This window comes from Nocardia sp. (genome assembly GCF_025465275.1).
Lineage (GTDB): Bacteria > Actinomycetota > Actinomycetes > Mycobacteriales > Mycobacteriaceae > Nocardia.
This window is the reverse complement of sequence record NZ_JAODNK010000033.1, coordinates 1-19,362: the sequence shown is the minus strand read 5'-3', so window position 1 is coordinate 19,362 and position 19,362 is coordinate 1. Positions and strand designations below refer to the sequence as shown.

Genomic DNA, 19,362 nt, shown 5'->3' with positions numbered 1-19,362 from the left:
GGTCGGGGGTCGGCGCCGTCAGAGGGCGGCGAGATCGCCCGAGTGATCCAGGGCGGTAATGATTTCGGCGCGCAGTCGCGAGCGGTCCACTCCCACCGCGCGCGGTTGCGGCACCTCCAGCAGCGCGCGCAGCGGTGCGCCGGCGCGGCCGAGGACGGCGACCCGGTCGCCGAGCAGCAGCGCCTCGTCCACATCGTGGGTGACGAAGACGATGGTGGTCGGGTGCGTCTGCCAGGTGTCGACGAGCAGGCGCTGCATGGTGGCACGGGTCTGCGAATCGAGTGCGCCGAACGGTTCGTCCATGAGGACCGAGCGCGGTGCGCCCGCCAGGCCGCGAGCGAGCTGTACGCGCTGCCGCATGCCGCCGGAGAGGCTTTTGGGCAGGAAGTCGGCGAATCCGGTGAGGCCGATCTCCTCGATCCAGCGCTCCGCCAGTGCTTTTCGCCCGGCGCGCGGTTCGCCCCGGAGTTTCAGGGCCAGTTCGATATTCGACCGTACGGTGCGCCAGGGCAGCAGCGCATTGTCCTGGAAGACGACCGCGCGGTCCCGGGAGGTTCCGGTGACCTGGGTACTGTCGGCCAGCACCTGACCGGCGTCCGGTCGCAGCAGTCCGGCGAATGCGCGCAGCACCGTGGACTTTCCGCAGCCCGACGGGCCGGTGAGGATGAGGATTTCCCCCGGCCGAACGTCCAGGGACAGCTCGGTGATGACCGGTGTTCCTGTGTAGGACAGGTCGATTCGATCCAGCCGCAGGCTCATGCCGATACCACTCACTTCGCCGCCTCCGGTACGCGCGGCAACCAGTGCGTGACCCGGCGGCCGATGAGCTCGACGGCGGAGGAGGTGCCGTACCCCAGCACCCCGATGGTGATGATGCCGACGAAGACGCCCGGGTAATCGACGATGGTGTAGGCCTGCCAGGTCCGGTAGCCGACACCGAGCCGCCCGGAGATCATCTCCGCGGAGACCACGCAGATCCAGGCCACGCCGATGCCCACCGACAGTCCGCTGAATACGCCGGGCAGGCTGCCCGGCAGCACAACTCGCAGCAGCACATCCCAGCGACTGCCGCCGAGCGTGCGCACCGAGTCCTCCCAGAGGGTCGGAAGCGCGCGCACCGCATGCCGCGTGGACACCATGATCGGGAAGAAAGCCGCGAGGAAGGTGATGAATACGATCCCCGCCTCATCATCGGGAAACAGCAGAATCGCCACCGGCACCACCGCGATGGCCGGAATCGGCCGCGCGAGCTCGGTGAGCGGCCCGACGATATCCGCGAACCACCGCGAACGCCCCAGCGCCACACCGGTTGTCAAGCCGAGCACGGCGGCCAGGCCGAACCCGGTCAGAATCCGAATCAACGACTGCCCGAGATCCAGATAGAAGGTGTCGGTCCCCAGCTGATGCCGGAACGCCTGCACGATCTGCGTGACGGTGGGCAACGTATCGAACCGTACCCACGCCCGAATGTGATTGGCGGTCAAGAACTGCCAGCCCCCGATGGCCAACAGCACCGAGGTGAGTCGAACCAGCCGAGAGCGCCACACTCCCCCACTCCTGCGCGGCCGAGCCTCGACGACCGCGCTTTTACCCACAGCCGCAACAACATCGGATCGGGTGACAGTCGACGTACTCACCGCCCGACCCCCTCAGTTCCGGCAAGGACCCACACCTTCGTCGTCCCATTCGTCATCCCGGCATGCTTTTGGCCGGGATCCATACGGACAGAGGGCCTACGGGTTCCCATGGATCCCGGCCAAAAGCGCGCCGGGATGACGAGGGCGGACCGCGCTCGGAGGACGAGGGCGGTCACTGCCTGACCTCACTGACCGCCTGGTCGTACGTGACAGTCACGCCCGACGGGTGTGCGGCCAGGTAGCGCTGGGCCGCGGCCGGAGTGGTGAAGGGGAGGTAGGTTTCGCCGTCGCGGACCCAGAGGGATTTGTCGGCGAACCAGCGGGTGCCGAGTTCGGCGTCCGGGATATAGGCGGCGCGGACCGTTTTGCCCTGGGCGCGGGCCTGTTTGATGGCGCGCAGGAGGCTGGTGGGGTCGGCGGCGGGCTGGGTGGTGTCGGATCCGGCGAACCAGATCTCGCCGGCCAGTGCCGGGTTGGTGGCGGGGCGGTTGCTCACCGGGTCGGTGCCGGAGATGAGCGCCGGGTTGGCGTTATTGCCCAGTGTCGCATCGTAATTGGCGTCGGATTCCTGGAACGCCTGACGCAGCGCGGCGTCGTCGACGAACTTGTCGATATCGAGGTCGGCGAAGTCGCCGATCGACTTCAGGTACGGCACATCACCTTTGAATGCCTCGAGCAGGCTCGGCTTCAGCGTGGTGTCGAAGGAGGTTCCGCCCGGCCCGTTGTAGAGGTACACGACCTCCTGGGCCAGCCCGGAGTTGTCCGCGACAACCTTGGCCGCCGCCAGGGGCTGCTGGTGAATGAAGTCGGTCGCGTCCAGCTGTGCGCGCAGGAAGGCATCGAGCACCTCCGGGTGCTGTTTCGCGTAGTCGCGTCGGGCCACCACGCCGTGGAAGGTGGGTACGTTCAGCTCCGCGCCGTCGTAGAGCAGTTTGGCCTTGTTCTGGAAGACCAGCAGTCCGGGCCAGGCGACAAATTGCGAAAGTGCCGCCACCTGACCGGAGTCCAGCGCGGACGAGCCGATCTGCGGCTGCTGGTTGAGCACCTCCACCCCCGACTTGGGGTCGATCCCGGCACGGCTCAGCGCCTGCACCAAAGTGCCGTGCCCGGCGGAGCCGACGCTGGTCGACACCTGCTGCCCGGCCAGATCCTTGATCGACTGCGCCTTCGAATCCGGCGCGACCACCACCATGTTCAACGCGCCCTTGGGGTTGTATCCGGTGATGGAGACCAGTTCGGTCTTCGCTCGCTCATTGGCCTGGGTGCGAGAGCCGTTGATGAGCAGCGGGTAGTCGCCCATGGAGCCGATATCGATCTTCTCCGCGACCATCTGCGCGGTGATGGGCGCACCGGTGTCGTAGTCCTGCCACTCCACCTGATACTTCGCGCCGCCGTGTGCGGTCAGGTCAGCCAGTCGCTGCTCCAGAAATCCCTTGGCCTTCAGCAGGGTTCCGGCGGTCACGGTATTGAGGGTCTTGGACTGGTAACCGATGACGAGCTTGACGGTGTCGCCGCCACCGCTCGAATCGAGCGAGCAGCCGGAGACGGTGAACGAGAGGGCAGCGGCCAGTGCCACCGCGACTGAGCGGTACTTCACGGGAGATCCTTCAGCGCAGCAGGTAGGGCATGTTGACGGTGACCGCGCCGGTGGGACAGCGGGCCGCGCACGGCCCGCAGTACCAGCACTCGTCCACGTGCATGAAGGCCTTGCCGTTCTCGGGATTGATCGCCAGCGAATCGAGCGGGCAGATCTCCACGCAGAGCGTGCAGCCCTGAAGGCAGAGGGATTCGTCGATGGTCACGGGAACATCTGTCCGCTGGTTGACGAGCGCCATTCAGATCAGCCTCCATGTCTCTGCTCCGAGGAGAGCGTCGGTGCGTTCGGGCGGGCGGGCGAGGCTGCCGCGCATGGTGATCCGGTCGCCGCGCATCCGGATGTATTCGAGGTCCACCGGGCGGCCGTCCTCGAGCTTGGTCAGGCGTTCCAGCAACAACACGGCGCCGCCCTCGGGCAGCTGCAGGGTGGCGGCCGAATGCGCGTCGGCGGTAATGGCTTCGAGGGCGAGGTCGGCCGCGCCGAGCGGGCCGCCGCTGATCTGTTCGATGAGCGCGAACACGTCGTTCGTCTCCAGATCGCGGGTGATGACCTCATCGCCGATATCCGGAACGAGGTAGGTGAGATCCAGGCTGAGCGGCAGATCGCCGAAGTACCGGAGCCGCTCGATATATACGGCCTGCTGTCCGGGCTCGAGCTGCAACTTGCGGGCAACGGTCGGCGGCGGGTTCACCCGCATGGCGACGCGCACCTCATTGCGTACCTCGCCGTGCCCGCGCAGCGTCTCCTTCAGGCCGAGCAGTGTGTCCAGCCCGTGGTCGTATTTGCGGCGGGCGACATGGGTGCCGATCTTGGGTGCGCGTTCGATCAGGCCCTCGTCCTTGAGGAGGGCGAGCGCATCGCGAACGGTATTGCGGGAGACCGTGAATTCGGCGGCCAGCTCCGGCTCCGACGGCAGCGCGCTGTCGAATGCTCCGGCGTGAATCTGCTGGCGCACGATATCCGCCACCTGGCGGGCGCGATCGGCCCGGCGGATCGGGCCGCGCAGCGGTACTGGTTCCGGCGACACTTCATCTCCTTTCCGCCTTTGACCTGCGGCTACAGACTGTAGAGGCGATACGGAGAACCATCTGCGGCATACCTGGAGGCGGCCGGTGGCCCCTCGGGTTTTGCGCCGCCTGCCGAGGTGCCGGGCCAGCCGCGATGCGGCGGTTTCCGGGCATTGCGCCACCCCGCCGACCTGGGCTGTGACTTGTAATCACGCTGATCGGAATGCGTGTGCGCGTACGAGCCGAGGAGTGGAGTGGTCTCGAGTGAGCTGCCACTCATTTCTCGAGATGTGGACAGATGGATTCCGTTCAGCTCGAGTGCAGTGTTAACTTGAATGCATGTCTGCAAGCCGTCCCCATGCCGCACACGTCACGTATGTGACCGTTGCGCTGGGTGTACGGCTGCCACGGCAGCGGGAACTGTGTTGTCCCTGCCGTCGCGCAGCCGAGTACTGATTCCCCGATTCACTCGAGTCCGGGCATCCTCGCTGCCCCCGCTGAATTTTTCATCTAGGCATCCGTCCCGTTGATCACCCGCGGGACTGCAGCGAGGACTTCGAAATGACCAGCCCCACGCTCGAACGCACACAGTCCGCTTCCGTCACCACCGCGCGCCTGGCTCCGGCCCGGCCCGCGGTACCGCCGGAGCTGCGGATCACCGATAACCCGGCGGCCGCCGTGCTGCGCGCCGCCGCTCGCGGGCCGATCTTCCGCGATATCGCCGCACAGTCCACCGGCCTCAGCATTGCCACCGTGAATCGCCAAGTGTCGGCGCTGCTTTCGGTCGGACTGCTCCGTGAGCGCGCCGATCTCACCGCCTCCGGCGCCGTCGGCCGCCCCCGCGTGCCCTTCGAGGTCGACACCGATTCGTATGTCACCGTGGGTGTGCACATCGGTTCCACCCTCACCCGCATCGTGGCCGCGGATCTGTCCGGCAAGATTCTCGGCGGACTCGAAATCGCCACTCCCCAAACAGGTCAGGACGCGGCGCTGACCATAGTGGCGCGCAGCGCCAAGGCCTTCCTGGATCGGCTGCCGCGCCGTCGCCCGCTGTGGACGGGTGTGGCACTGGCCGGTCGTGTCGATCCGGCCGCCGGGGTGGTCGATCACCCGCGGCTCGGCTGGCAGGCCGCGCCCGTCGCCGCCGTATTCAGCAGCGTGCTGGATCTGCCGGTATCGGTCTCGGCGCATGTCGAGGCGATGGCGGCCTCCGAGCTCTTGCTCGCCGGCCGGGAGCCGGGCGAGGGACCGCGCCCGGGCAGCAGCCTCTACATCTACGCTCGGGAAACCGCCGGAATCGCAGTGACACTGCATGATCGGGTGCATACCCCGGCCAATGGCCCCGGCTCCATCGCGCACCTGCCGACCGGCTCGGATGCCGATTGCATCTGCGGCCGGCGCGGCTGCTTGGAGGCCACCATCGGTGAGCGCTTCTTCCTGGAGCGTGCGGTGCGCCAGGGCGTGCTGCCCAAGCCGGAGGCCCCGCGCCGCCCGGTGATCACCGATCTGTACCGGGCCGCCGACGCCGGTTCGGTCGCCGCACGCGACCTGCTGCTGGAGCGCGCCGAAATCCTCGGCCGCACAGCGGCACTGGTGCGCGATATGTTCAATCCGGATCGAGTGGTGCTGGGCGGCCAGGCCTTCACCGGTTACCGTCCCGGAATGGATCGGGTGGCAAAGGCTTTCGCGGATAGCACCACGCTGCCCGCCGCTGATCTGCGCATCAGCCGCTTCGGTGGGCGGGTGCAGGAGTTCGCCGCCGCCGTGACCTCGCTCAGCGTTTTCTACGCCGATCCGGTCTCGGCCATGCGGCGCGCCACCCGCACCGCGCGCTGAAAGTTGGTGCGCGCCTGAGGGTATGGATCCCGGCCAAAAGCATGCCGGGATGACGGGGGTGTGCGCCCTGCCGGGATGACGGGGTGAGACCTCCAGCCCGAATGACGGGGTGGTCCTGGATACGGAAAAGCCCGGCCGGTATATAGGCCGGGCTTTTCGGTGCGTCAGGTCAGCGGAAGATGGTCATGTACCACTGGCCGTCGTTGCCCTGGTCGCAGCGGTACTGCCAGCCGTCTTCGCCGCGCAGCTGCACACCGTTGGCGTGGAAATTGCCGTTGGAGCCGTCCGCATCGCAGCCCGCGGCGGAGGCGTAGCTGCCATCGACCTGCAACGTCTCGGCGTGGGCCAGGCCGGCGCCCAGACCGGCGGTGGCGAGAGCGAGGGCGGCGATGGTGAGTGTTTTCTTCATGGGACGTATTCAATGGGGCGCATCATGACGATTTCGTGACCGGCACAACGGGATAGCGCTCCCGGATATAGCGGATCGGGCCCGGGCGGTCCACGGCCCGGGCCCGATCCTGTGCCGCATCTGCGGTCGGCCCATTGGCGCAGATGCGGCTTCTCCCTCCGCTCGCGTACGGAGTCCCCTTCCTCGGCGAGCGGCGGAGAGATCTCAGGCCGCGCGAATGTGCGACAGTCCCCATTCGCGGGCGAGCAGGCGGTGCGAGTTCAGCCGATCCTCATGATCGTGGGTGACGCTGGTGATCACGAGTTCGTCTGCGCCGGTGAGCTGTTGCAGCGCACGCAGGCGCTCCGCGACGGAGGCGGCCGACCCGACGAACTGGGTGGTGACGCGGTCGTCGACCAGGCGGCGCTGGTGACCGGCGAGCGGCGGCGCGGTATCGGGGGCGAGGTATTCGGCCGCGCCGGCGCCACTGCGAATGCTGTACACCCAGTGGCCGTAACTGGAGGCTAGGTGCCGGGCGGTCGCATCATCCTCTGCGACAACAACATCCGCCGACACCACCAGATAGGGGCGGGGATAGCGGGCCGAGGGCCGGAAGGCCGCGCGGTATGCCTCCACCGTCTCCAGAATGGTGCCGGGCGAGACGTGATAGTTGGCGGCGAAGGGCAGCCCCGATTGTCCGGCCAGCTGCGCGCTTTCGCCGCCGCTGCTGCCGAACAGCCACAGCTGTACGTCCGCGCCTTCGCCGGGGTAGGCGTGCAGCGGCACCCCGTCGCTGCCCGTATAGGTGCCCTCCAGCAGATCACGGATCTGCTGTACCTGCTGCGTGTAGGGCAGCGACTGCGCACCGGGCAGGTTCAGCGCCTCCAAACCCGCTGCGATACGGGTGGTGTCGAGCAGCTGGCCGGGTTTGAACGGCGGCGGCAGCACCACCCCGTCACGAACCTCGATCGGCCGATCCGGGAGCGGCACCGGTGGCACACCGGCGGAGCGCAATTGGTCACCGCGGTGCCCGGAGCGACCGAGCCCCAGATCGAGACGGCCCGGATACAGCGCGTCGACGGTGCCGAACGCCTCCACCACGGAAATCGAGGTGTGGTGCCCGAGTTGCACGGCCGCGGTGCCCACCCGAATGGATTCGGTGGCGGCCGCGATCAGGCCGATCAGGGTGGTCGGTGCGGAACTGGCCACCGATACGAAGTGGTGTTCGGCGATCCAGAACCGGTTGTAGCCCCAGCGTTCGGCCTGACGCGCCAGATCGAGGGTATTGCGCAACGCCTGCCGGACATCGGAACCGGCGCTGATGGGCGAGAGGTCCAGGACCGAGAGTGGGATGGTCATGACAGCTGCTCCCGTCGCGGATCCTGCTCGCCTGCTTCGATGTCCAGCGCCAGCCGGTTCTCGGCCGGTGCGATCGGGCAGGTGGCGTACTCGGTGAAGGCGCAGGGCAGATTGAGGGTCCGGTTGAAATCGATGACCAGGGTGCCGTCGGTGGCGGGCCGCGACAGGTCCACCCGGCGCGCACCGCCGTAGGTGGTGGCGCCGCTGGTGCCGTCGGTGATGAGCAGGTGCAGGCCGAGCGTCTGATTGCCGAACACGACGAGCTGGTGCACACTGCCACCCAGCTCGAAAGTGACTGTGCCGGTGGCGACATGGTGGTGCTGGAGGCCCGGCACCACGGCACCGGTGGTGACCACGCGCGCCACCTCGAACGGCACGAAGTGACCGGTCACCACCCAGCGCGGATCGGGCCGGTAGGCCGGGATCTCGGTGAAGGCGGCCAGGGTGGGCGCGGCCGGATCGTGGATGCGCAGCGCGAATTTGCCGCTGCGCCGGATGACTTCGATGAGCCGCGCGCCGGTGCGTATCTCGAGCCCGGGCGCGCCCTCGCCGGGGGTGAGCACGGTCGTCCCGAGCAGCACCGCACCGCCGAGCCGCAGGGTCGCGAGGTCGGCGGTCTCGGCGACTGCGGATTCCGCTGTTACATAGACGTTTTCACGATCGGCGCGCCAGCGACCGGGCAGACCCTCGACGGTCTCCTCGGTATCGCCGAGCCAGTGCAGCCCCGTCAGGCTCAGCCAGCCCAGTGGCTGTCGCGCCCAGGCGTCGCGTTCGGAACGCCAAGTGGCCCACTGCTGTTCGAATTCGGTGACGGTCGCGGTCATGATGCACGTACTCCTTCGGTGCGGTGGTGCGGATGGCGCAGACCGAGGTGGTCGCGCAGGGTCGAACCGGTGTACTCGGTGCGGAAGCTGCCGAGCTCCTGAAGTTCCGGGATCACCTTGTCGACGAATTCGTCGAGGCCGGCGGGGGTGAGATGCGGGACCAGGACGAAACCGTCGGCGGCATCGCTCTGGACGTAGTGGTCGATGCTGACCGCCACCTCGCGGGGCGTGCCGATGAACTGCTGGCGCGCGGTGGTTTCGATGATCAGGTCGCGAATGCTGAGCGCCTGCGCCTGCGCCTTGGCCCGCCAGGCGTCGGCGACGGCACGCGGGTCCTTGGCATGCCGCACCCGGCCGCGGGTGATATCCGGATTGTCGACCGGATCGATATCGGGCAGCGGACCGTCCGGGTCATACGCGGACAGATCGCGACCCCACACCTGTTCCAGGAAGGCGATGGCCGTCGGTCCACTGACCTGCTGGCGGCGAATGCGGCGGGCATTCCCCGCCGCTTCCTCCGGAGTATCGCCGAGCACAAACCCGGCCGCGGGCAGGATCTTCAGATCAGCGCGGGCGCGGCCGTACTTGGCTAGCCGATCCTTGACGTCGAGGTAGAAACGCTGCCCGTCCTCGAGTTCGCCGTGCGCGCTGAAAACGACATCGGCCTTGGCGGCGGCGAATTCACGGCCCTCATCGGAGTCACCGGCCTGGATCTGCACCGGATGGCCCTGTGGACTGCGGGGCAGTACGAATTCACCGTCGATATCGAACTGGTCGCTTTCGAAGCGCACGGTCGGCGCGGGCTGCGCGAACACCCCGCGCTCACGGTCGACGACCAGAGCATCGGCGGGCCAGCTGTCCCAGAGTGCGCGGGTGGCATTCACCACCTCGCCTGCGCGGGTGTACCGCTTGGCATGCTCCAGATAGCCGCCGCGCCGGAAGTTCTCCCCGGTGAAGGCATCCGACGAGGTGACCGCATTCCAGGCCGCACGGCCACCGGAGAGGTGATCGAGGGAGGCGAATTGCTTTGCCAGCTCGAAGGGTTCGTTGTAGGTGGTGTTGATGGTGCCCGCCAGCCCGAGATGCGTGGTGACGGCGGCGAGCGCGTCCAGCACCGTGAAGGTGTCCGGGCGGCCCACCACATCCAAGTCGTGAATGCGGCCCCGGTGTTCGCGCAGTCGCAGGCCCTCTGCCAGGAAGAAGAAGTCGAAGAGCCCGCGCTCGGCGGTGCGCGCCAGGTGCACGAAGGAGTCGAAGTCGATCTGACTGCCCGAACCGGGATCCGACCAGACGGTGTTGTGGTTGACGCCCGGGAAGTGCGCGGCGAGGTGAATCTGCTTGCGTATCGGCTGTTCCGGCATGACTCTCCTCAGGCGCTGGCGTAGCGGTTGACGGGACGCGGGAGACCGAGCCGCCCGCGCAGGGTGGGCGCGACGGCGGCGAGGTACGGCAGCGCGGCGGCGAGCGCGAGCGGGCGCAGCACCACACCGTCTGCGGCGCACTCGGTTTCGACCTGCGCCAGCAGCTCGCGCAGTTCGGCGGGCGTGCCGATGTGGAAGACCGTCTGCGGCACGCCGGTAGGAGTCCAGTCCTCCAGCTGCGAGACATCGATCGCGGCATCGTCCGCGGTCCGCGCCAGGTGGATATCGATATCCAGCAGCACCCGAACCTGATTCGGGTCCCGGCCGGCGGCGGCCACGGCGGATCGCAGCTCCGAACGGGTGGCGGCGGCGGTCTCCAGATCCCGGGCGGCGATACGAATGAGATCGGCACGGTGCACGGCGACCCGGGCACTGCGCGGTTCGGCGGCGCGGATCGTGACGAGCGGCTGCCCCTGCGGCGGGCGCGGGGTGATGGAGGGGCCTTTCACCGCGAAGTTGTCGCCGGTGAAGTCGATGTAGTGCAGCCGGTCACGATCGATGAAGCGGCCGGTGGCGACATCCCGGATTTCGGCATCGTCGGCCCAGCTGTCCCACAGCCGCGACACCACCTCCACGGCCTCGTCCGCCTCGAACCAGCGGGAATGCGGGTCCTGTTCCGGCTTGCGGCCGAACAATTTCCCCTCACCCTCCCCGGAGACGCCGACCTCCCAGCCGGCGCGGCCGTGGCTGGCGAAATCGAGGCTGGCAATGGCCTTGGACAGGTGGAAGGGCTCGGTGTGGGTGACCGAAGCCTGCGGCACCAGGCCGATCCGGCGGGTGACCGCGGCGGCGCGGGCCGCGATGGCGACGGCATCCAGGCGGCCGACCGCGGACCCCGAAGCCTGCAGGGCGAACGAATCGGGCAGGAAGGCGAGATCGATTCCGGCGTTCTCGGCGGCCTGCAGCGCATCGACCCAGTACCCGCCGGTGAACAGCTCCTCGGCACGCGAGTCGGCCCGACGCCAGGAGGCGGGGTGCGCGCCGGTGCCGGACAGTTCCAGGCCCAGCAGCAGCGGTGTGGAGTACGGCATCACGCTGTCCTTTCCAGAGGAGCGGGAACCACACCGGGTACGGCGGCGAGGAGTTCGCGCGTGTATTCGTGCTGCGGATGACCGAAAAGGTCGGCGGTGGCGGCGGTTTCGACAATGCGGCCCTTGCGCATGACGGCGACGCGGTCCGCGAGCCGCCGGACCACGGCCAGATCGTGGGAGATGAAGAGGTAGGCGAGATTCAACTCGGCCTGCAGCAGTTCCAGCAGGTCCAGAATCTGCGCCTGCACCGAAACATCCAGTGCGGAAACGGGTTCGTCCAGCACCAGCAGTTCCGGGCGCAGCGCCAGCGCCCGGGCAATGGCCACCCGCTGCCGCTGGCCTCCGGAGAGTTCGGCGGGGCGGCGGTCGAGATAGGTGCTGGGCAGCGCGACCTGATCGAGCAGTTCGGCGACATTCTTCCGGCGGGCCGCGCGGTCGCCGATTCCGAAGGCTTGCAGGGGTTCCGCGACAATCTTGGCGACGGTCAGCTTCGGGTTCAGCGAGACGTACGGGTTCTGGTACACCACCTGGATGCGGCGGCGGAACTCGCGCAATTGCGCGCCGCGCAGGCCGCTGATGTCCCGGCCGTCGAAGGTGACGGTCCCCGCGTCGGGTTCGGTGAGCCGGGCGACAATGCGCGCGGTCGTCGACTTCCCGGACCCGGATTCGCCTACCACCGCGAGAGTTTCACCGCGCCCGACGGCCAGTGAAATGTTATCCACAGCTGTGACGGACTCTCCCCGCGCAATGTGGAAAACCTTGCACAGTCCGGTCGCCGTCAGCAGCGGCGACCCGGCGGTGACCTCCCGCCGTACCGGGAGGGCGGTATCGAGACTCGGCGCGGCAGCGATGAGGCGCTGGGTGTATTCGTGCTGTGGATCGCCGAGAACCTGTGCGGTCGGGCCACTTTCGACAATGCGACCCTGCTGCATGACGGCAATGCGATCAGCGCGCTCCGCCGCTACACCCAGATCATGCGTGATCAACAGGACTGCGGTACCGGATTCCCGGGTGCGCGCGGCGAGATGGTCGAGAATCCGGCGCTGCACGGTGACGTCGAGGGCGCTGGTCGGCTCGTCCGCAATGACCAGCTCGGGTGTGCAGGCCAGTGCGATGCCGATGAGCACACGCTGCCGCTGGCCGCCGGAGAGATCCTGGGGATACTGCCGCGCACGCAGTTCGGGACGGTCCAGTCCGGCCTCCTCCAGAATCCGGACGGCCTCGAGGTGCGCGGTGCGCCGGTCGGCGCGGCCGTGGATGCGCAGCACCTCCCCGACCTGATCTCCGATGCGCAGCACCGGGTTCAGCGAGGTCCCGGGGTCCTGCGGCACCAGGCCGATCCGCGCACCGCGAATGCGCTGCAGCGTCCGCTGCGAAGCCTGTTCGATGCGCTCCCCGGCGAAGCTGATCTCACCGCCGGTGAGCACGCCACCGTTCAGCAGCCCGATCACCGCATGCGCGAGCGTGGACTTCCCGGAACCGGATTCGCCCACCAGGGCCAGGGTTTCACCGGCCCGAACCTCCAGCGAGACGCCCCGGACAGCCGCGGTCGTCCCGGTACTGCCGACGTATTCCACCTGGAGATCGGCGATATTCAGCAGTGCTTCGCTCATCGGAGGGTGTCCTTCTGTAGCGCGCGGGCGAAACGCTGGGTGGCGAGCACCAGGACGATGATCACCAGCCCCGGGAGCGTGGTGAGCCACCAGGCGATCGCCAGGAAATTCCGGCCGTCCGACACCATCGAGCCCCACTCGGGTGTGGGCGGCACCGCGCCGTAGCCCAGGAAGCTCAGCGAGGCGACGAACAGGACGGCCATGCCGAAATCGACGACCGCAAGCGCGGCCACCGGGCTGTAGGCATTGCGCAATATGTGCCGCAGCAGCACGGTGTGCCAGCGGACGCCCGAGGCGAAGGCGGCCTCCACGTACGGGGCGCGCCGCACCCGCAACACCTCGCCGCGCATGACCCGGGCGAAGCGGGCGATGAGCGAAACACCCACGGCGATAGCGACATTGCGGGTGCCCATGCCGAGCACCGTGATCAGGGCGAGCGATACCAGCAGATCCGGAATCGACAGCAGCACATCGGCGATCCGCATGATCACGGTGTCGACCACGCCACCCGACGCACCTGCCACCAAGCCCAGCAGCGAGCCGACGACCAGCCCGAGCAGCACCGCGAAGAGGGTGGCGCTGATCGACAGGCCCGCGCCGTGCACCACCCGCGTGTACACGTCGCGGCCCAGATTGTCGGTGCCGAACCAGTGCTGCGCGCTCGGTCCACGCAACTTCTGCGCCGGCACCCCGCGCAACGGGTCACCGCTGGCGAACACTCCGGGCAGCGCAACCCAGCCCAGTACCAGCAGCAGCACCGCGCCCGCGATGAGCAGTCCGTAATTGCCGCGCAACCAGTCCCACACCTGTCGCACCGGAATGGCGGGCGCCGTGGGCCTCTCGCGCACCGCGACGGCCTCAGACATCGGAGGCCTCGTCGTCGACGAACCAGTACGCGAACCCTGGATCGAGCATCGCGTGCGACAGCGTGATCACCCGCAGCTGCGCCCCCCAGCGCGAATTCCCCTCGTCATCCCGGCGTGCCTTTGGCCGGGATCCACCGGATTCAACTGCACTGCTGTGAATCCCGGCCAAGAAGCGCGCCGGGATGACGAGGGTGCGGCTGCCGAAAGTGAGAATGACGAGGGCGACGGTGACGAGAGTGACAGCAAGCGCAGCAATGGCCAGGGCAGGTGTTAGGGCGGCGAACAGGTCGAGAGTCTCAGGCATGAGCTTGGTCCTTCCTCGAGCCGCGCTGGGCCACGCGGGGATCGAGTAGTGGATACGCGAGATCGATGAGCAGGTTGACCGTGACGAAGACCAGCGAGGCGAACACGACGATGCCCTGCACCACCGGAATGTCCTGGTGCAGCACCGATTCCTGGGTCAGGCGGCCGATGCCGGCGCGGGAGAACACGGTCTCGGTGACCACCGAACCCGCCAGGATGGTGCCGACCCACAGGCCCGACACGGTCAGCGCGGGCGCCACGGCCGGTCGCAGGACGTGCCGCACCTGCACCCACCAGCGTGACGCGCCCTTGGCGAAGGCCACCTCCACGAACGGCTGCCGCCAAGTGACGCTCAGGCTGGCGTACAGGACCTGGGCGATAACCGCGCCGACCGGCAGCGCGAGAGTGATCGCCGGCAGGACGGTCCCGCTGAAACCGGTGCCGCCGAAGGCCGGTACCAGCTTCAAGCGGAACGAGAAGAGTTGCAGCAGCAGCAATCCCACCCAGAACTGCGGCATCGACGCTCCGATCGGCGGCAGTGCGGTGAGCAGATTGCGCAGCCAGGAACGCTGGGTGTACGCCGCCGCCACCGCGAGCCCCGCGCCGCCGAGCACCGCCAGCACGATCGCCATGGCCGCCAGGGCCAGGGTGGCGGGCAGGGCCTCGGCGAGCGCACCGGTGACGGTCTGACCGGTATTGATGGAATGTCCCAGATCGCCGCGCACCGCGTGGGTGAGCGCCGTCCAATACTGCTCCCACAGCGGTTGATCCAGGCCGTATCGGGCCCGCATCTCGGCAATCGCGTGCGCATCCACCGGGGTGCCGGTGGCGGCGTCCGCGGCCATCTCCGCCGGATCACCGGGCAGCAGGTAGAGCACCGCGAAGGACAGCGTGAACGCCGCCCACAGCACGCCCACCGCCTGCACTACCCGTCCGATCACATACCGGCGCATCGGATTACCGCTTCAGCCAGGTGTCGTGGAACTGCAGCCGCGCGGACGCCTCGAACTTCACATCGGCCACGCCCTTGCCGATACCGATGGCCTGGGACAGCTCGATCGTGGGAATCCACAGGCCGTCGTCGAGCACCGCGCTCTGCGCGTCACCGATGGCCCGGGTGCGTGCGGCCGGGTCGGTCGTCGAAAGCTGCTGAGTCAGCAGCGTATCCAGCTTGTCGGCGTCCGGGCGGGCGTTCAGATTGCGCTGATCGAACGCGAAGGTGGTGCGCAGGATATCGCCGTCGGCGCGGGTCGAGTTGTAGTAGTCGAAGTCGAAGTCCTTGTTGTTCTGCCGGACCGTCGACTCCGCCACCGAGGCCGGTTCCAGCCGCAGATCGAAGCCGATGGCGCGCAACTGCTGCTGGGTCAGCTCCAGAATGGCCTGGTTGCCGGCGAATACGGGGGCGAACAGCACGCCCGCCGTCAGCCGCTGGCCGTCCTTGACACGAATGCCGTCCGCGCCCGGCACCCAACCGGCCTGGTCGAGGACCCGCTTGGCGGCATCCTGGTCGTACTTCACCCGCGACGAAAGATCCACGTACCCGGGAGTCGCGGAAGCGAGCACGCTGGTCGCCGGCTTGAACTGCGGGCCGAGGACGGTGTCCACCAGCTCCTTGCGGTTGATGGCGGTCAGCAGTGCGGCCCGCACCGCCGGATCGCGCAGCGCGCCGCGCGTCACATTGGCCTGCAGGCCGAACGAGACACCCGGGTTGACGGTGAACTGCACCCGCCCGCCGCTGCCTTCGATCTGCGAAACATCCTGCGGCAGTGCGTCACTGACGGCGTCCAGCTGCCCGGAGGAGAGACTGCCGGTGCGCACCCCGGCCTCCGGGACGACGGTGAAGACGATCTTGTCCAGGTAGGCGTCACCCTTGTTCGCGAAAACCGCCGAGCCCCAGTTGTATCCGGTGCGCTTGGCGAGCGTCGCGGAAGCGTTCTGCTTCCATTCGGCGTAGGTGAACGGACCGGATCCGATATTGGCGCCGAGGCAGCGATCATCTGCCGACTTCGCCACCGTCGCATCGGACTGGATGCCCAGCTGCGGGGTCGAAGTCGCCTGCAGGAACTGCGCATTGGGGGTATCGAAGTTCACCCGGACCGTATGCGGGTCCACCACGGTGCTGCCCGCATACCCGGCCAGGTAGCTGGCGCCCAGCGGAGCCTTCGCGCCACCCAGGGCCACAATGGAATCGAAGTTCTTGCGCACCGAATCCGCCGTGAGCGGGGTGCCGTCGCTGAAGGTGATGCCGTCCTTCACGTGGAAGCTGAAGGATTTGGCATCCGCGCTGACGAGCCAGGAGTCGGCCAGCCACGGCTTGATCTCGCCGGTGGCCGGGTCCTGATCGACCAGCGAATCCACTACCTGCCGGTCCACATAGATGGTCTGGTTCGTGGCCGACTGCGCCGGATCGGAGCAGGTCGGGGCGAGAGAGAGGCCGTAGCGCAGGGTGCCGCCGGCTTGCGGCGGGCCGGACGGCGCACCGCCGGCGCTGCTGTCGGATCCACCGCACGCCGCGAGGCTGAGGGCGGCGGCGACTGCGCCGACCAGGACGAGGGGACGTTTCTTCAGCACTGAGGATCTCCGGAGGGGTAGCGATCGGCGCCGAGCGGACGGCTCGGAATGTGATGGCGCAGTAGGGGCGCCACCTCCGCCGGACTGCCGATGAGGGCAGACGTATGCGTAATGAGGGTCAGCAGGAGGAATTTCATGGCTTCTGCTTCGGCAGGCCGGGCGGGTTGATCCGCGACTGCGCCACCACTTCGCTCTTCAGCCCCCAGCGGTCGATGACCTTCTGATAGGTCCCGTGGTCGATGGCGTACTGCACGGCCTTCTGGAACGCGCCGATCAGGCCGTTGTCCTTCCGGGTGAGCACGCCGATCTCGGCCTGCAGGGCATCGCCCGCACCGGAGAAGGTGGCGACCACCTTGGTCTGGCCGGCAGTGGCGGAGTGGTACCGGGCCGCCGGGTTGGGGCCGAGCAGGCCGTCCAGGCGGCCGGAGGCGAGCGCCAGGTAGTAGTCGGTGGACTGCTGGTAGTAGGTGATATCGATCTTGGGCAGACCCGCGGCGACATTCGCGTCGTTCCAGGACACCAGCACCTGCTCCTGATTGGTGCCGGACTGCACGCCGATCTTCTTGCCCGCCAGCGACTTCCGATCGGTGTAGGTCCAGGTCGCGGCGTTCGGTACTTCCAGTGCGAGATTGTCGAGACGGTAGGTGGCGAAGTCGTACTTCTCCTTGCGCTCCTCGGTGACGGTCACATTGGAGATGAAGGCGTCCACCTCGCCGGAGTCGACCTTCACGAAGTTCTGTGCCCAATCCGCCGCTCGCAGATCGACTTTCAGGCCCAGGATGTCGGCGAACAGCGTGGCGAAATCCACCTCGGAGCCGACGATGGTGCGGTCGTCGGTGGCATGGAAGCGCAGCGGCGGCGCGGACGTCGCGGCGCCGGTCACGATCAGCGTGCCGCGATCGCGAATGGACTGCGGTACCAGTGCGGCAATGGCATCCACCTTGTCGGCGTGCACCCGGGTGGCCTGCTCCGGCGACAGGTCGTAGACCTGACCGTTCACAGTGCGCACACTGTCGGAACCGCCGTCGCCACTTCCGCAGCCGCCGACGAACAACCCGAGCACGGCTACGGCGAGGGCGGTGCTGATCCGTCTGCGACGGCTCGACAGAGACATGAAATTCCTCCGGGCAGGGCGACGCGTCAGAGCGCGTGCGCGAGAAAGGCTTTGGTGCGCGAATGCGCCGGGGCGTCGAAAACCTGACAGGGCGGACCCTGTTCGACGATCTGCCCGGCCTCCAGCAACACCACGGTGTCGGCGACCTCGCGGGCGAAACCGAGCTCATGGGTGACGATCACCAGGGTGGAACCGCCGCGCGCCAGCTCCCGGATGACATCGAGAACCTCGCCGACCAGCTCCGGATCCAGTGCGGAGGTGGGCTCGTCGAACAGCACTATCTCGGGGCGCAGCGCCAGCGCGCGGGCGATCGCGACCCGCTGCTGCTGACCGCCGGAGAGCCGGCGCGGATACTCATCGGCCTTGTCCGCCAAGCCGACCCGGTCCAGCCACTCCAGCGCCTCGGCCCGGGCCTGTGCCCGCGGCCGCCGCAGCGCGCCGATGGGCGCGAGCGCCACATTGTCCCGAACCGTCAGGTGCGGAAAGAGATTGAAGTTCTGGAAGACGAATCCGATACGCGCCCGCTGGCGCAGAATCTCGCGCTCGGGCAGCTCGTGCAGTTTATTGCCCCGCCGCCGGTAACCGACCAGCTCACCGCCGACTCGGACGGTCCCGGCATCCACCTTCTCCAGATGATTGATGGTGCGCAACAGCGTGGATTTGCCCGATCCGGACGGGCCGAGAATCACAGTGACCTCACCGGGGCGCACCGTCAGATCGATCCCGCTCAGCACCTGATGCGTGCCGAAAGACTTTCGGACGCTGCGCAATTCGACCGCGTACTCACTCATCGCACACTGCCCTTCGCGAAGTGCCGTTCAATGTAGTACTGCGCAATATTCAGAAGCGTGGTCAGCACGATGTACCAGACCGTGGCCACCATCAGCAGCGGCACCACCCGGCCATTGCGGCCGAATATCACCTGCACCTGATAGAAGAGCTCGGCGATGGCCATTGTCGAGACGATCGAGGTGCCCTTGAAAAGGCTGATCACCTCATTGGCGGCATTCGGCAGAATGCCGCGCATCGCCTGCGGGACAATCACTTGGAAGAATTGGCGGCGCCACGGCAGACCGAGAGACTTCGCGGCCTCCCACTGACCCTGATCGACCGAAATAATGCCCGCCCGAATGATTTCCGCGGAGTACGCCGCCTGATGCAGCGCCAAACCGATGACGGCGGCGGTGAATCCGCTCAGCACATTGTTCGTATCGGCGTGCAGGAACTCCGGCCCGAAAGGAATGCCCAGTGACACCGTCTTGTACAGGTAGGCGAGATTGAACCAGAACAGCAGCTGCACGATCAACGGGATCGAGCGGAATGCCCAGATGTAGGTCCACGAAATGACCTGCAGCACCGGGTTTTTCGATAGCCGGCCGATCGCCAGCCAGATACCGATGAAGAAACCGAGCAGCGTGCCCCAGAAGGTCAGCTCCAGCGTCACCTTCAGTGCCGCCAGCACCGACGAGGCGGTGATGTACTGCGCGAAAGTCGACCAGTCCCAGCCCGGATTGGTCACCAGGCCGTGCGCGAACTGCGCGACCAGCAGTAGCGCGATGCCGCCGGTCACCCAGCGCCACGGATGCCGGGTGCGGGCGACCGTCAGTTCGCTGTCGTCCGCTGCGGTCGCCTCCCGGGATCCGGGTCGCGCAGCCAGGGTGCTCATATGGATTCGTCCTCCATCGGTCCCGGCGGTAGCACCCGCACCCGCGGGCGGGGGGTTGCTGCGACGTCTACGAGCCAGGTCTCTCGGTCGCTCTGGATGGTGAGGATGACGCTACGAGCCGGGGCAGCG

At 67.6% G+C, this 19,362-nt stretch carries 20 protein-coding genes and 1 riboswitch; of the genes, 1 reads left to right on the top strand and 19 read right to left on the bottom strand.

Going from position 1 to position 19,362, the window contains the following annotated elements:
- Positions 1-18: 18 nt before the first annotated feature.
- The 5 genes from JWN03_RS08340 to JWN03_RS08320 all read right to left on the bottom strand — a co-directional run bounded on the left by JWN03_RS08340 (position 19) and on the right by JWN03_RS08320 (position 4,261).
- Positions 19-759 (bottom strand): ABC transporter ATP-binding protein, encoded by a 741-nt coding sequence (locus JWN03_RS08340; RefSeq protein ID WP_297612169.1) that lies wholly within the window; start codon positions 757-759, stop codon positions 19-21.
- 11 nt (positions 760-770) lie between these two features.
- Positions 771-1,595 (bottom strand): ABC transporter permease, encoded by an 825-nt coding sequence (locus JWN03_RS08335; RefSeq protein ID WP_297612168.1) that lies wholly within the window; start codon positions 1,593-1,595, stop codon positions 771-773.
- Between the two features lie 214 nt (positions 1,596-1,809).
- A complete protein-coding gene (locus JWN03_RS08330) occupies positions 1,810-3,234 on the bottom strand; it encodes an ABC transporter substrate-binding protein (protein ID WP_297612153.1) in 1,425 nt (474 codons plus the stop codon).
- 10 nt (positions 3,235-3,244) lie between these two features.
- Positions 3,245-3,472, bottom strand: coding sequence for a 4Fe-4S dicluster domain-containing protein (locus JWN03_RS08325; RefSeq protein WP_297612150.1), 228 nt, complete (start codon positions 3,470-3,472; stop codon positions 3,245-3,247).
- Positions 3,473-4,261: a GntR family transcriptional regulator gene (locus JWN03_RS08320; protein ID WP_297612147.1), complete on the bottom strand. Its 789-nt coding sequence runs from the start codon at positions 4,259-4,261 to the stop codon at positions 3,473-3,475.
- Positions 4,262-4,802: 541 nt separating this feature from the next.
- Here JWN03_RS08320 and JWN03_RS08315 point away from each other — a divergent pair.
- Positions 4,803-6,077, top strand: a complete 1,275-nt coding sequence (locus JWN03_RS08315; protein ID WP_297612144.1) for an ROK family protein — start codon at positions 4,803-4,805, stop codon at positions 6,075-6,077.
- Positions 6,078-6,246: 169 nt separating this feature from the next.
- On the opposite strand, the gene JWN03_RS08310 is transcribed toward JWN03_RS08315, so the two are convergent.
- The 14 genes from JWN03_RS08310 to JWN03_RS08245 form a co-directional block, all read right to left on the bottom strand.
- Positions 6,247-6,486: a hypothetical protein gene (locus JWN03_RS08310; RefSeq protein WP_297612141.1), complete on the bottom strand. Its 240-nt coding sequence runs from the start codon at positions 6,484-6,486 to the stop codon at positions 6,247-6,249.
- A 204-nt stretch (positions 6,487-6,690) separates the two neighbouring features.
- Entirely contained in the window at positions 6,691-7,824 is a 1,134-nt protein-coding gene (locus JWN03_RS08305; protein WP_297612138.1) for an LLM class flavin-dependent oxidoreductase, read from the bottom strand.
- Positions 7,821-8,648, bottom strand: a complete 828-nt coding sequence (locus tag JWN03_RS08300; RefSeq protein ID WP_297612135.1) for a DUF1684 domain-containing protein — start codon at positions 8,646-8,648, stop codon at positions 7,821-7,823. The genes JWN03_RS08305 and JWN03_RS08300 overlap by 4 nt, the downstream gene beginning before the upstream one ends.
- A complete protein-coding gene (locus JWN03_RS08295; RefSeq protein ID WP_297612132.1) occupies positions 8,645-10,009 on the bottom strand; it encodes an NtaA/DmoA family FMN-dependent monooxygenase in 1,365 nt (454 codons plus the stop codon). The genes JWN03_RS08300 and JWN03_RS08295 overlap by 4 nt, the downstream gene beginning before the upstream one ends.
- Positions 10,010-10,017: 8 nt before the next feature.
- Positions 10,018-11,100 (bottom strand): LLM class flavin-dependent oxidoreductase, encoded by a 1,083-nt coding sequence (locus tag JWN03_RS08290; protein WP_297612129.1) that lies wholly within the window; start codon positions 11,098-11,100, stop codon positions 10,018-10,020.
- On the bottom strand, positions 11,100-12,713 hold the full coding sequence (locus tag JWN03_RS08285; protein WP_297612126.1) for a dipeptide ABC transporter ATP-binding protein: 1,614 nt from the start codon (positions 12,711-12,713) through the stop codon (positions 11,100-11,102). Before JWN03_RS08285 ends, JWN03_RS08290 begins: the two co-directional genes overlap by 1 nt.
- Positions 12,710-13,579, bottom strand: coding sequence for an ABC transporter permease (locus tag JWN03_RS08280; protein WP_297612123.1), 870 nt, complete (start codon positions 13,577-13,579; stop codon positions 12,710-12,712). Before JWN03_RS08280 ends, JWN03_RS08285 begins: the two co-directional genes overlap by 4 nt.
- Positions 13,572-13,883, bottom strand: a complete 312-nt coding sequence (locus JWN03_RS08275) for a hypothetical protein (protein WP_297612120.1) — start codon at positions 13,881-13,883, stop codon at positions 13,572-13,574. The genes JWN03_RS08280 and JWN03_RS08275 overlap by 8 nt, the downstream gene beginning before the upstream one ends.
- Positions 13,876-14,835 (bottom strand): ABC transporter permease, encoded by a 960-nt coding sequence (locus JWN03_RS08270; RefSeq protein ID WP_297612117.1) that lies wholly within the window; start codon positions 14,833-14,835, stop codon positions 13,876-13,878. The genes JWN03_RS08275 and JWN03_RS08270 overlap by 8 nt, the downstream gene beginning before the upstream one ends.
- 4 nt (positions 14,836-14,839) lie before the next feature.
- Positions 14,840-16,453, bottom strand: coding sequence for an ABC transporter substrate-binding protein (locus JWN03_RS08265; RefSeq protein ID WP_297612114.1), 1,614 nt, complete (start codon positions 16,451-16,453; stop codon positions 14,840-14,842).
- Positions 16,447-16,590, bottom strand: coding sequence for a hypothetical protein (locus tag JWN03_RS08260; protein ID WP_297612111.1), 144 nt, complete (start codon positions 16,588-16,590; stop codon positions 16,447-16,449). The genes JWN03_RS08265 and JWN03_RS08260 overlap by 7 nt, the downstream gene beginning before the upstream one ends.
- Positions 16,587-17,567, bottom strand: a complete 981-nt coding sequence (locus tag JWN03_RS08255; RefSeq protein WP_297612109.1) for a transporter substrate-binding domain-containing protein — start codon at positions 17,565-17,567, stop codon at positions 16,587-16,589. The genes JWN03_RS08260 and JWN03_RS08255 overlap by 4 nt, the downstream gene beginning before the upstream one ends.
- 26 nt (positions 17,568-17,593) lie before the next feature.
- Positions 17,594-18,358 carry an amino acid ABC transporter ATP-binding protein gene (locus JWN03_RS08250; RefSeq protein WP_297612106.1) on the bottom strand — a complete coding sequence of 255 codons (765 nt, stop codon included), beginning with the start codon at positions 18,356-18,358 and terminating at the stop codon, positions 17,594-17,596.
- The gene (locus JWN03_RS08245; protein WP_297612103.1) at positions 18,355-19,233 is read right to left on the bottom strand and encodes an amino acid ABC transporter permease; all 879 of its coding nucleotides are present in this window, start codon (positions 19,231-19,233) and stop codon (positions 18,355-18,357) included. Before JWN03_RS08245 ends, JWN03_RS08250 begins: the two co-directional genes overlap by 4 nt.
- Positions 19,234-19,243: 10 nt before the next feature.
- Positions 19,244-19,336, bottom strand: a riboswitch (SAM riboswitch).
- Positions 19,337-19,362 lie beyond the last annotated feature (26 nt).

Excerpts from the sequence above, each read along its gene's own strand:
- JWN03_RS08340 (WP_297612169.1), bottom strand. The coding sequence starts at position 759 with ATGAGCCTGCGGCTGGATCGAATCGACCTGTCCTACACAGGAACACCG.
- JWN03_RS08325 (WP_297612150.1), bottom strand. The coding sequence starts at position 3,472 with ATGGCGCTCGTCAACCAGCGGACAGATGTTCCCGTGACCATCGACGAA.
- JWN03_RS08315 (WP_297612144.1), top strand. The coding sequence starts at position 4,803 with ATGACCAGCCCCACGCTCGAACGCACACAGTCCGCTTCCGTCACCACC.
- JWN03_RS08310 (WP_297612141.1), bottom strand. The coding sequence starts at position 6,486 with ATGAAGAAAACACTCACCATCGCCGCCCTCGCTCTCGCCACCGCCGGT.
- JWN03_RS08305 (WP_297612138.1), bottom strand. The coding sequence starts at position 7,824 with ATGACCATCCCACTCTCGGTCCTGGACCTCTCGCCCATCAGCGCCGGT.
- JWN03_RS08300 (WP_297612135.1), bottom strand. The coding sequence starts at position 8,648 with ATGACCGCGACCGTCACCGAATTCGAACAGCAGTGGGCCACTTGGCGT.
- JWN03_RS08295 (WP_297612132.1), bottom strand. The coding sequence starts at position 10,009 with ATGCCGGAACAGCCGATACGCAAGCAGATTCACCTCGCCGCGCACTTC.
- JWN03_RS08290 (WP_297612129.1), bottom strand. The coding sequence starts at position 11,100 with ATGCCGTACTCCACACCGCTGCTGCTGGGCCTGGAACTGTCCGGCACC.
- JWN03_RS08285 (WP_297612126.1), bottom strand. The coding sequence starts at position 12,713 with ATGAGCGAAGCACTGCTGAATATCGCCGATCTCCAGGTGGAATACGTC.
- JWN03_RS08280 (WP_297612123.1), bottom strand. The coding sequence starts at position 13,579 with ATGTCTGAGGCCGTCGCGGTGCGCGAGAGGCCCACGGCGCCCGCCATT.
- JWN03_RS08275 (WP_297612120.1), bottom strand. The coding sequence starts at position 13,883 with ATGCCTGAGACTCTCGACCTGTTCGCCGCCCTAACACCTGCCCTGGCC.
- JWN03_RS08270 (WP_297612117.1), bottom strand. The coding sequence starts at position 14,835 with ATGCGCCGGTATGTGATCGGACGGGTAGTGCAGGCGGTGGGCGTGCTG.
- JWN03_RS08260 (WP_297612111.1), bottom strand. The coding sequence starts at position 16,590 with ATGAAATTCCTCCTGCTGACCCTCATTACGCATACGTCTGCCCTCATC.
- JWN03_RS08255 (WP_297612109.1), bottom strand. The coding sequence starts at position 17,567 with ATGTCTCTGTCGAGCCGTCGCAGACGGATCAGCACCGCCCTCGCCGTA.
- JWN03_RS08250 (WP_297612106.1), bottom strand. The coding sequence starts at position 18,358 with ATGAGTGAGTACGCGGTCGAATTGCGCAGCGTCCGAAAGTCTTTCGGC.
- JWN03_RS08245 (WP_297612103.1), bottom strand. The coding sequence starts at position 19,233 with ATGAGCACCCTGGCTGCGCGACCCGGATCCCGGGAGGCGACCGCAGCG.